Here is a 10,968-nt window from a genome sequence, read left to right as displayed (position 1 = left end):
CGGGCTGGACGGGCGATCCGGGGGCGCGACGTAGCATCCGGGTGTGGCGGACGGCGACGAGCAGGTGACGTTCCCGGGGGCGCGCCGCCCCGACCGGTCCCGCCGGGTCGACTCCTGCGGCATCGGGCTCCACGTCTGCGAGTGGGGCGACCCCGACGACCCGCCGCTGTTCGTGGCCCACGGCGGCTTCGACTTCACCGGCACCTACGACGTGTTCGCGCCGCTGCTCGCCGACGCGGGGTGGCGGGTGGTGAGCTGGGACCAGCGCGGGCACGGCGACTCCGACCGGGCGTCGCTCTACACGTGGGAGGCCGACGTCCGCGACGCCGCCGCGGTGCTCGACTCCATCGGGACCGTGCCCGTGCCGTTCCTCGGCCACTCCAAGGGCGGGGCGATCCTGCTCCACCTCGCCAACGCGCTGCCGCACCGCGTGTCGGCGGTGGTGAACCTCGACGGCCTGCCGTCGCGGCAGGCGATGTCGGACGTGTCGGAGACCGAGCGGACCCGGCTCCTCCACGAGCAGCTCACCGGCTGGCTCGACCACCGGCGGTCGCTCGTCGGGCGGACGCGCCGGCCGGGGACGATGGACGAGCTCGCCGAGCGGCGCGGCCGCATGAACCCGCGGCTGAGCCCGGAGTGGCTGCGCTACCTGGTCTCGGTCGGCGCTCGCCACGACGATGACGGGTGGCGTTGGAAGATCGACCCGACGCTGCGCATGGGCGGCTTCGGGCCGCGCCGACCCGAGTGGTCGATGCTGCGGCTCCCGGGCCTGGGCGTGCCGTTCCTCGGCGTGCTCGGCCTGCAGCCCGAGGTCATGGGCTGGGGGACCCGCCCGGTCGACGTGATCCCGAACCTGCCGCCCGGCGGGCGGCTCGAGGCGCTCGACGACGTCGGCCACTTCGTCCACATCGAGCAGCCCGAGCTGGTGGCCGCGATGGTGCTCGAGCACCTGGCACCGTTGCGGACGGGGTCGGCGCGATGAGCGTCCCGGGCGTCGTCCGCCACAACCGGATCGACCTCGCGGTCCACGAGCTGCGGTCCGGGTCGAACGGTGCTGGCCCGGCCGGCGGCCGACCGCTCCTGCTCCTGCACGGCCTCGGTGAGCGGACCCCCGCCTCGGTGCCCGACGCCCTCGTGTGGCCCGGCCCGGTGCTCGGCCTGGACTTCACCGGCCACGGGGCCTCGACGGTGCCGGTCGGCGGCGGCTACTCCGCCGAGATCCTGGTCGGCGACGTCGACGCCGTCCTCGCCGAGGTCGGCGCCGTGACGCTCCTCGCCCGCGGGCTCGGCTCGTACATCGCGCTCCTGGTCGCCGCCGCCCGGCCCTCGCTCGTCCGCGGGGCCGTGCTGGCCGACGGGCCCGGGCTCGTCGGCGGCGGCGTCCACCCCGGTTCGCCGACGGTGCCCTACGCGAGCCTCGCCCCGGCCGGCCCGCCCGACCCGTTCGCCATGGCCGAGCTGTCGCGGGACCCGCGCCCGCCCGACTACGCGCAGACGTTCGTGCGCTTCGTGCTCGAGGGCTCCGACCTCGACCGCCCGCTGTGGGTCAGCGCGGTCGTGCGGCCGGAGTGGCTGTCCGCCGTCGCCGGGGAGCCGGGTGTCGGCCACGGCACGATCGATGAGGGCCTCGCCCACTACGCGGCCCTCATCTGACGTCGGCCCCGGTTCGCCGGCAGGGGTGCGTCAGTCGGGGTCGGTCGCGTCGGGGTCGAGACGCTCGAGGATCTCCTCGACCCGGAACCGGGTGCCGTCGATCCGGTCCCGGCACCAGCCGACGAGCACGGCGGCACGCTCCACGCGATCCGCGAGCAGGTCGACGTCGAGCGTGTCGGACTCGAGCTCGGCGACGATGCGCTCGAGCTCCGCCATGGCCCCGGCGAAGCCGAGCTCCTCGGGATCGGGGTGCTCCCCGCCCGCCGTCGTCCGTTCCGTCGCGTCAGCCACCGCTCGATCCTCCCTCACGATCGCGCCCCGCCGCAGCACCCGAGCGGTCGCCGTCGACCACGACGGACCGGACCGCGCCACCGGCGACCCGCGTGACCAGCTCGTCGCCGGCGACGACGTCGGCCGGCGAGCGCACGAGGCGGCCGTCGGCGGTGTGCGTCACCGACCATCCCCGCCGCAGGGCGCGGGCCGGGTCGGCCGCGGCGACGTTGGCCGCGAGGACGTCGAGGCGCGACGAGGCCCGCTCCACGATGCGCGCCGCCGACGGCTCCGCCCGGGTGCCGACCGCGGCGACCGCGGCCTCGGCGACGGCCAGCCGCCGGCGGGCCCCGGCGGTGACGCGCTGCACGTCCCGGTCGAGCGCGTCCATCCGGCGGTCGAGCCGGTGCACGGCCGTGGCGCCGGCCCGGTGGCCGACGCGGGCGAGGCGGTGCTCGGCGCGGACCAGCCGGCCGGCCACGCCGGCGCGGACCGCGGCCCAGTCGTCCACCACCCGCCGCTCGGCGTCGCGCACCGCCCGCACGAGCGCGCCGGCGGCCGCGGTCGGCGTCTTGTGCGCGGTGTGCGCGACCTCGTCGGCGACCGTCCTGTCGGTCTCGTGGCCGATGCCGGTGAACACCGCCACCGGCGCGCCGGCGATGGCCCGGGCCACCTGCTCGTGGTCGAAGGCCACCAGGTCGGTCGCCGCCCCGCCGCCCCGGACGATCAGCACGACGTCGACGCGGTGCGCGGCGGCCGTGCGCAGCGCGGCCACGACCGACGCCGGCGCGTCGGCCCCCTGGGTCCGGGCGTCGAACGTGCTGACGCGGAAGCCGACGCCGGAGCTCTCGAGCTCGTGCAGCGCGTCGGCGTGGGCGGCGCTGCCGACGCTCGTGACGAGGCCGACGTGCAACGGCACGACCGGCACGGCCACCGCCGCGTTCTGCCGGAGCAGGCCCTCCTCGTCGAGGGCGGCGAGCAGCCGCACCCGCTCCTGCCCGAGCAGGCCGAGCGTGAAGGCCGGGTCGATCCGGTCCATCACGAGCTGGAGCGTCGACCTCGCCGGGTAGGTCGCCAGCCGACCGCCGATCCGGACCCGGATGCCGTCGTTCATGCGGATCGGGTCGCCCTGCGAGCGCAGGAAGCGGTTGACGAGCTGGCGCTGCGAGTCGAAGAGCGTCACCGACAGCGACGCCCGGTTGGCGTCGCCGCGCTCGTCGTCGGGATCGACCAGCCGGAAGTAGACGTGGCCCGCCTTCGAGCGGCTGATGTCGGTCAGCTCGCCCTCGACCCAGACGACCTCGCCGAAGACATGGGTGAGCAGCCCGTTCAGGGCCTCGTGCAGCTCACCGACGGACCAGGTCTGCGCCTCGATGGTCCGCTCAGCCCTTGTCGCCGGCCGGCTCGACGTGGCGCACGACGAGCACCGGGATCGTGCTGTGCCGGAGCACGTACTCGCTGATCGAGCCGATCACCACCCGCTTGAGCCAGCCCTTGCCGTGCGAACCGACGACGATCACGTCGGCGGCGATCTCGCCCGCGACGTGGATGATCATCTGTCCCGACGCGCCCTCGACCAGCTTCCGCTCGACGATCGCAGGGTCGACCTGGATCGCCGTGATCGTGGCGGCCAGCTCGTCGTCGCCCTCGTCGAGGATGGCGGAACGGGCCTGCTCGGCCTCGGTCGGCGACAGCAGGTCGCCCTCGAACCCGCCGGCCCCCGAGTCCTCGGCCACGCTCGTGTCGGCCACCGTGAGCAGGGTCACCTTGGTGGGGTTGAGCAGGGCCACGCCCTTGCGAGCGGCCTCGATCGAGACCTCGGAGCCATCGGTGGCGATGAGTGCGTGCACGGGACCTCCCGGACTCCCGGGCCGCTCCCGGGTCCGCTCCACCCTAGAGGCATCAACCCAGCGGGAGACCCTGCTGGTCGGGCGACCCGCCGGGCGCCGAGCCGTCGCCGTCGGGGGGGCCGTCGGCGGCGTGGACGTCGTCGAGGTGCTCCACGCGGATCGGTCCGGTCCGCCCTGTGGCGCCGCCGTCGGCCGCGTCGGCGGCCGACACGACGGGGGTCGCGGCGGCGGTGACCGCGGCGGCGGTGGTGGCAGCGACGAGGTCGGCGTCATGGAGGCGAGCGGGGTCGCCGCCGCCGACCAGCACCCGGTACAGGTCGGCGTACAGGCCGCCCTGCGCGAGCAGCTCTGCGTGCGTGCCGCGCTGCACGACCCGGCCCCGGTCGAGCACGACGATGAGGTCCGCTCCCACGATCGTCGACAGGCGGTGGGCGATGACGACGGCGGTGCGGCCGCGCAGGGCGTCGGCGAGCGCGGCCTGAATGGCCGCCTCGTTCTCGGTGTCGAGCGCGGACGTGGCCTCGTCGAGCACGACGATCGCCGGATCCTTGAGCAGCAGGCGGGCGATGGCCAGCCGCTGCTGCTCGCCGCCGCTGAGCCGGTAGCCGCGCTCGCCGACCATCGTGTCGAAGCCGTCGGGCAGCGCCTCCACGACGTCGAGCACGCGGGCCGCGCGGCACGCGGCCCGCAGCTCGTCGTCGGTGGCGTCGGGCCGGGCGTAGCGGAGGTTGTCGCCGACCGTGGCGTGGAACAGGTGCGGGTCCTGCGACACCACGCCGATCGCCCGGCGCAGGCTGGCCTGCGTCAGGTCGCGGACGTCGTGGCCGTCGACCGAGACCGCACCCTCGGACACGTCGTAGAGGCGCGGGATGAGCGCTGCGACCGTCGACTTGCCGGCGCCCGACGGCCCGACGAGGGCGACGGTCGTGCCGGGCGCGATGTCGAGGTCGACGTCGTGGAGGACGAGCGGCGGGCCGCCCTCGGGCTCGGCCTCGGGCGCGCCGGTCTCGAGCGAGCGGATCGTCCCCTCCGACGCCCCGGGGTAGTGGAACCACACGTGGTCGAAGCGCACGGCGCCCTTCGGATCCACCAGCTCCTCCGCGTCGGGGCGGTCGGCGACCGGGTTGACCGAGTCGAGCACCTCGAAGACGCGCTCGAAGCTGACGAACGCGCTCATCACGTCGACCCGGGCGTTCGTGAGGCTGGTCAGCGGGTCGTAGATGCGGGTCACCAGCGCGGTGAGGGCGACGAGCGTGCCGATGGAGATGTTGCCGTCGATCACCTGCAGGCCGCCGAGCAGGTAGACCGCCGCGGTCCCGATCGCGCCGACGAGCGCCATCATCACGAGGAACCACCGCGAGTACATGGCGGAGCGGATGCCGATGTCGCGCACGCCGGCGGCCTTGGTGCCGAACTCGCCGGTCTCGCGCTCGTGGTCGCCGAACAGCTTGACCAGCTGGGCCCCGGACACGCCGAACCGCTCGGTCATCTGCGCGTTCATGTCGGCGTTGAGCTGCATCGAGTCGCGGGTCATGTCCTGCAGCCGGCGCCCGACCCGCTTCGAGGGGACGAGGAACAGCGGCAGCAGGAGGACCGCGACGATCGTGATCCGCCAGTCGAGGGCGATCATCGCCACCAGCGTGAAGGCGAGCGTGATCACGTTGGAGACGACCGTGCCGAGCGTCCCGGTCAGTGCGCGCTGGGCGCCGATCACGTCGTTGTTGAGCCGGCTGACGATCGCGCCGGTCTGGGACCGGGTGAAGAACTGCATCGGCATGCGCTGCACGTGGTCGAACAGCGCCTTGCGCAGGTCGTAGATCAGGCCCTCGCCGATGCGGGCGGACCAGTGCCGCTCGAGCAGCGACGCCCCCGCCGTCAGCAGCGCGGCGCCGACGACGACCGCGCCCAGGACGACGAGCATCCCCTTGTCGCCGTCGGGGATGGCGGTGTCGATGATCGACCGGAACAGGAGCGGCGGCACGAGGGCCAGGCCGGCGCCGATGGCGATCATGATGACGAAGCCGATGAGCTGCCCACGGTAGGGCCGGGCGAACCGGCCGACGCGGCCCACGAGGGCGCGGTCGAGCGTCTTGCCCTCCACGGACGTCGGGTCCTGGTGCATGATCCGCCACGCGGACATCGGCCTCACGCGGTCGAACCTACCGCTGTCGTGCTCGGACCGACCGGCCGAGGCCCGCGCCGGCTGTCCTCGCCGTCAGCCCGGCAGGCTGTGCTCGCCGTCAGCCCGGCAGGCTGTCCTCGCCGTCAGCCCGGCAGGCTGTCCTCGCCGTCAGCCCGGCAGGCTGTGCTCGCCGTCAGCCCGGCAGGCTGTGACATCCGTCAGTCGCTGAGCCCGTCGAGCTTTGGAGCGCCGCCGGTGCCCGGGCAAGCTGTCCCGATGCCCGAACGACTGGTCACGTCCTGGCGACTGGCCTCGCCCCGGCTGCGGTGCGCGATCGCCGCGGCGCTGGCGATGGCAGCGGTGGTGCTCGTGGCCCGGCCGGCCGACGCCGCTGCGCTCGCGGGCGCGGCGGCCGACGTGGGCGAGGAGCTCCTGTCCTGGTGGCAGGCCGCGATCCTCGGGATCGTCGAGGGCATCACCGAGTACCTGCCGATCTCGTCCACCGGCCACCTGCTCGTCGTCTCCCGGCTGCTCGGCCTGCCGAGCGAGGAGGGCAGCGCCGGCCTCGAAGCCGTGAACACCTACGCGGTGGCCATCCAGTTCGGCGCGATCCTCGCCGTCGTCGGCCTGTTCTGGAAGCGCTTCGTGTCGATGGTCAAGGGCCTGTTCGGGCGCGACGACGGCGGCCGCCACCTGCTGGTCGTGCTGGTGCTGGCGTTCCTGCCCTCCGCCATCCTCGGCTTCCTCTTCGACGACGCGATCGAGGGCGCGCTGTTCGGCCCGTGGCCCATCGTGGCGGCCTGGGTCGTCGGCGGCATCGTCATCCTGGTGCTCGAGCGCAGCGGGCTCATCCCCGACCGCGGCGAGAAGGCGGCCCCCGGCACCGACCCGCTGCTCGACATCACCTACCGCCAGGCGCTCATCATCGGCGCCGCCCAGTGCCTCGCCCTGTGGCCCGGGACCAGCCGCTCGCTGACCACGATCCTCGCCGCCCTGCTGATCGGCGTCGCCGTGCCCGCGGCGGTCGAGTTCAGCTTCCTGCTCGGCTTCGCCACCCTGACCTCGGCGTCGCTGTACAAGATGGCCAAGGACGGCGACGTCCTGATCGAGCAGTTCGGCGTCGTCACGCCGCTGATCGGCGTGCTGGCCGCCTTCGTGTCGGCGGTCATCGCGATCAAGTGGCTCGTGTCGTACCTCGAGCGCCACGACCTGACGATCTTCGCCTGGTACCGCTTCGTGGTGGCCGCCATCGCGGCGGGCCTCCTCCTCGCCGGCACGATCTGACCCCCGAACCTGTTTCTGACGCCACAGGGTGGGCTCCCTGACGCAAGGGAGACATCGGAATCGCGGATCGCTCAGCTGGCCTCGGCGTCGACGTCGACCGCGGCACCGGCGAACTGCGCGTTGTAGAGACGGGCGTAGGCGCCGTCGGCCGCCAGCAGCTCCTCGTGGTCGCCCTGCTCGACGATGTGGCCGTGCTCCATGACGAGGATGGTGTCGGCGTCGCGGATCGTCGACAGGCGGTGGGCGATCACGAAGCTCGTCCGGTTGCTGCGCAGCGCGGCCATCGCCCGCTGGATGAGGACCTCGGTCCGGGTGTCGACGGAGCTCGTCGCCTCGTCGAGGATCAGGATCGTCGGGTCCGCGAGGAAGGCGCGGGCGATCGTCAGCAGCTGCTTCTCGCCGGCCGAGACCGTGCCGCCCTCGTCGTCGATGCGCGTGTCGTAGCCGTCGGGCAGCGAGTGCACGAAGCGGTCGACGTAGGTCGCCCGGGCGGCCTCCAGGATCTGCTCGTCGGTCGCGGTCAGGTTGCCGTAGGCGATGTTCTCCTTGATCGTGCCGCCGAACAACCAGGTGTCCTGCAGCACCATCCCCATGTGGCGCCGGAGGTCCTGGCGCCGGATCGTCGACGTGTCGACGCCGTCGAGCAGGATGGCCCCGCCGTCGACGTCGTAGAAGCGCATGATCAGGTTCACCATCGTCGTCTTGCCGGCGCCGGTCGGACCGACGATGGCGACGGTCTCGCCCGGTTCGGCGACGAGCGACAGGTCCTCGATCAGCGGCTTGTCGGGCGAGTAGGAGAAGTCGACGTCGCGGAACTCGATCCGCCCCCGGACGTCCACCTCCGACAGGTCCGCGGTCGCGTCCTCGGGCTCCTCGGGCGAGTCGAGCAGCTCGAACACGCGCTCGGCCGAGGCGATGCCCGACTGCAGAACGTTGAGCATCGATGCGACCTGCGTCAGCGGCTGGGTGAACTGGCGCGAGTACTGGATGAACGCCTGGATGTCACCGATGTTCATCGACCCGTTCGTGACCATCAGGCCACCGAGCAGGGCGATGAGCACGTAGTTCACGTTGCCGAGGAACATCACCGCCGGCTGGATCGAGCCCGCCATGAACTGGGCGGCTGCGCTGGCGTCGTAGAGCTCCTCGTTCTTCTGGCGGAAGCGCTCCTCGGTGTCGGCCTGGCGGTTGTACACCTTCACCAGCGCGTGCCCCGTGAACGCCTCCTCGACCTGCGCGTTGAGCGAGCCGGTGTGGCGCCACTGGTCGACGAAGCGCTTCTTGGACCGAGAGGTGATCGCACGCATCGTCACGATCGTCACCGGGACGATGATCAGCGTGACGAGCGCCAGCTGCCACGAGATCGTGAACATCATCACCAGCACGCCGACGAGCTGGAGCGACGACGACAGCAGCTGGCTCAGCGTCTGCTGCATGCTCTGCGCCAGGTTGTCGATGTCGTTGGTGACGCGGCTCAGCAGGTCGCCGCGCGGCTGGCGGTCGACGTACCGGAGCGGCATCCGGTTGAGCTTCGTCTCGACATCGGCGCGCAGCCGGAACATCGTCCGCTGCACCACGCCGGCCAGCACCCAGTTCTGCACGTACGCCAGCGACGTCGCGACGACGTAGATCCCGGCCGCGAGCAGCAGGATCCGGTGGAGCTGGCCGAAGTCGATCCCCGGCCCGCCCTGCACCTGGCTGATGACGCCGTCGACGATCGTCTGGGTGGCGGTCCCGAGGATGCGCGGACCGAGCACGAGCAGGGTGACGCTCACGAGCGCCAGCCCGATCACCAGCACCACGCCGGCCCGCTCCGGGCGCATCTGCGCCATCAGCCGGCGCACCGACCCGCCGAGGTCCTTCGACCGCTCGAGCGGCATGCCCGCGGCGCCCATCCGACCGATGGCGCCACGGGTGCCCTCGTTGATCTTGGCGGCCTGCTCGGAGCTCGACTCACCGGTGCCGAGGCCGTTGCCCTCGCTCATGCCGCACCTCCGCGGGGGCTGCGCCCCCGGACCCCATCGGCGGCTGCCGCCGCCCGGCACTCGCTGGCGCTCATGCCGCCTCCTCCGCCGTGAGCTGCGACGCCACGATCTCCGCGTACGTCGGGCAGGTGTCCATCAGCTCGGAGTGGGAGCCGAGGCCCATCGTCAGGCCGTCCTCGAGGACGAGGATCTGGTCGGCGTGGCGGATCGTCGACACCCGCTGGGCCACAATCACGGTGACCGCGTCGGCGACGACCGGCTCGAGCGCGGCTCGCAGCCGGGCGTCGGTCGCGAGGTCGAGCGCGGAGAACGAGTCGTCGAACAGGAAGATGTCCGGTCGGCGCACCAGCGCCCGGGCGATCGCCAGGCGCTGGCGCTGCCCGCCCGACACGTTGGACCCGCCCTGGCCGATCGGCGAGTCCAGCCCCGCCGGCATCGCCCGGACGAAGTCCTCCGCCTGCGCGATCCGCAGCGCCTCCCACATCTCGTCGTCCGTCGCGTCGGGCTTGGAGTGCCGGAGGTTGGAGGCGACGGTGCCCGAGAAGAGGAACGGCTTCTGCGGCACCAGCCCGATGTGGCTCCAGAGCGTCTCCTGGTCGATGTCGCGCACGTCGTGGCCGCCGACCATGACCGAGCCGCCGGTCGCGTCGTAGAGCCGGGGGATGAGGTCGATCAGCGTGGTCTTGCCCGAGCCGGTCGACCCGATGATGGCGAACGTCGTCCCGGGCTGGGCCTCGAAGGTCTGGTCGCACAGGACCGGATGCTCGGCGCCGGGGTAGCGGAACTCGACGCGGTCGAAGCGGATCGAGGGCCGGGGCGGCAGGACGGTGACGGGGTCGGCGGCCTGGGCCACCGCCGACTCGGTGTGCAGGACCTCGCCGATGCGATCGGCGCTCACCGCCGCCCGGGGCGTCAGCACCGCCACGAACGTGCCCATCATCACCGACATCAGGATCTGGATGAGGTAGCTGAGGAACGCGATCAGGGCGCCGATCTGCATCTCGCCGTTCGAGATCCGCTCGGCGCCGAACCAGATGGCGGCGACGCTCGAGAGGTTCAGGACCGCCATCACGATCGGGAACATGAACGCCAGCAGCCGTCCGGATTGGAGGGAGACGACGGTGAGGGCGTCGTTGGCCGTCTCGAACCGGTCGGCCTCGTCCTGCTCGCGGACGAACGCCCGGACCACCCGCATGCCCGTGATCTGCTCCCTCAGCACCTCGTTGATCCGGTCGATGCGGTCCTGCATGACCTGGAAGAGCGGGATCATGCGCACGACGATCGACCCGATCGCCAGCACGAGGACGGGCACGCTGACGAGCAGGAGGAGCGACAGCGTGCCGTCCTCCCGGACCGCCATGAACACACCGCCGACGATCGTGATGGGGGCCGCGACGAGCAGCGTGCAGGCCATCAGGACGAGCATCTGCACCTGCGTCACGTCGTTGGTGATGCGGGTGATGAGCGAGGGTGCGCCGAACTGGGCGACGTCCTGCGCGGCGAACCCGGTGACCCGGTGGAACAGCGCGCCGCGGACGTCGCGGCCGAAGGCCATCGCCACCCGCGAGCCGACGTAGACCGCGGCCACCGCGAACACGACCTGGACGCAGGTGACGAGCAGCATGATCCCGCCGACCCGCCAGATGTAGCCGGTGTCCCCGGTGATCACGCCGTTGTCGATGATGTCGGCGTTGAGCGCCGGCAGGAACAGCACGCACATCGTCTGCACGGTCGTGAGCGCGAGCACGATCAGCAGCTGCTTGCGATAGGGACCCAGGTAGTCCCGCAGCATGCGGAGCAGCAT

General features: G+C 72.5%; 9 protein-coding genes. 3 read left to right on the top strand and 6 right to left on the bottom strand.

Annotated elements, in window-relative coordinates:
- Nucleotides 1-43 precede the first annotated feature (43 nt).
- On the top strand, nt 44-982 hold the full coding sequence (locus tag LH044_RS12705; protein ID WP_227755955.1) for an alpha/beta fold hydrolase: 939 nt from the start codon (nt 44-46) through the stop codon (nt 980-982).
- The gene (locus tag LH044_RS12700) at nt 979-1,653 is read left to right on the top strand and encodes an alpha/beta fold hydrolase (RefSeq protein WP_227755954.1); all 675 of its coding nucleotides are present in this window, start codon (nt 979-981) and stop codon (nt 1,651-1,653) included. The genes LH044_RS12705 and LH044_RS12700 overlap by 4 nt, the downstream gene beginning before the upstream one ends.
- Nucleotides 1,654-1,683: 30 nt before the next feature.
- On the opposite strand, the gene xseB is transcribed toward LH044_RS12700, so the two are convergent.
- The 4 genes from xseB to LH044_RS12680 are packed head-to-tail and all read right to left on the bottom strand — an operon-like array spanning nt 1,684 to nt 5,913.
- Nucleotides 1,684-1,944, bottom strand: coding sequence for an exodeoxyribonuclease VII small subunit (xseB, locus tag LH044_RS12695; RefSeq protein ID WP_227755953.1), 261 nt, complete (start codon nt 1,942-1,944; stop codon nt 1,684-1,686).
- A complete protein-coding gene (xseA, locus tag LH044_RS12690) occupies nt 1,937-3,298 on the bottom strand; it encodes an exodeoxyribonuclease VII large subunit (protein WP_255626107.1) in 1,362 nt (453 codons plus the stop codon). Before xseA ends, xseB begins: the two co-directional genes overlap by 8 nt.
- Nucleotides 3,299-3,305: 7 nt before the next feature.
- The gene (locus LH044_RS12685) at nt 3,306-3,773 is read right to left on the bottom strand and encodes a universal stress protein (RefSeq protein WP_227755952.1); all 468 of its coding nucleotides are present in this window, start codon (nt 3,771-3,773) and stop codon (nt 3,306-3,308) included.
- A gap of 52 nt (nt 3,774-3,825) precedes the next feature.
- A complete protein-coding gene (locus LH044_RS12680) occupies nt 3,826-5,913 on the bottom strand; it encodes an ABC transporter ATP-binding protein (RefSeq protein WP_227760103.1) in 2,088 nt (695 codons plus the stop codon).
- Nucleotides 5,914-6,171: 258 nt separating this feature from the next.
- Here LH044_RS12680 and LH044_RS12675 point away from each other — a divergent pair, with 258 nt between their 5' ends.
- Nucleotides 6,172-7,179 carry an undecaprenyl-diphosphate phosphatase gene (locus LH044_RS12675; RefSeq protein ID WP_227755951.1) on the top strand — a complete coding sequence of 336 codons (1,008 nt, stop codon included), beginning with the start codon at nt 6,172-6,174 and terminating at the stop codon, nt 7,177-7,179.
- A gap of 71 nt (nt 7,180-7,250) precedes the next feature.
- Here LH044_RS12675 and LH044_RS12670 read toward each other — a convergent pair whose 3' ends face one another.
- Together LH044_RS12670 and LH044_RS12665 are read right to left on the bottom strand one after the other, a co-directional pair.
- Nucleotides 7,251-9,164, bottom strand: coding sequence for an ABC transporter ATP-binding protein (locus LH044_RS12670; protein WP_227755950.1), 1,914 nt, complete (start codon nt 9,162-9,164; stop codon nt 7,251-7,253).
- Between the two features lie 70 nt (nt 9,165-9,234).
- Nucleotides 9,235-10,968 (bottom strand): ABC transporter ATP-binding protein, encoded by a 1,734-nt coding sequence (locus LH044_RS12665; RefSeq protein WP_227755949.1) that lies wholly within the window; start codon nt 10,966-10,968, stop codon nt 9,235-9,237.

The organism is Dermatobacter hominis, assembly GCF_020715685.1.
GTDB classification, from domain to species: domain Bacteria; phylum Actinomycetota; class Acidimicrobiia; order Acidimicrobiales; family Microtrichaceae; genus Dermatobacter; species Dermatobacter hominis.
The sequence above is the reverse complement of the archived record's forward strand: the minus strand, read 5'-3'. Positions and strand labels throughout refer to the sequence as shown.

Bases quoted from the DNA above. Each gene is read 5' to 3' on its own strand.
- LH044_RS12680 (WP_227760103.1), bottom strand. From the start codon at position 5,913: ATGTCCGCGTGGCGGATCATGCACCAGGACCCGACGTCCGTGGAGGGC.
- LH044_RS12670 (WP_227755950.1), bottom strand. From the start codon at position 9,164: ATGAGCGAGGGCAACGGCCTCGGCACCGGTGAGTCGAGCTCCGAGCAG.
- LH044_RS12700 (WP_227755954.1), top strand. From the start codon at position 979: ATGAGCGTCCCGGGCGTCGTCCGCCACAACCGGATCGACCTCGCGGTC.
- LH044_RS12675 (WP_227755951.1), top strand. From the start codon at position 6,172: ATGCCCGAACGACTGGTCACGTCCTGGCGACTGGCCTCGCCCCGGCTG.
- LH044_RS12665 (WP_227755949.1), bottom strand. From the start codon at position 10,968: ATGCTGCTCCGCATGCTGCGGGACTACCTGGGTCCCTATCGCAAGCAG.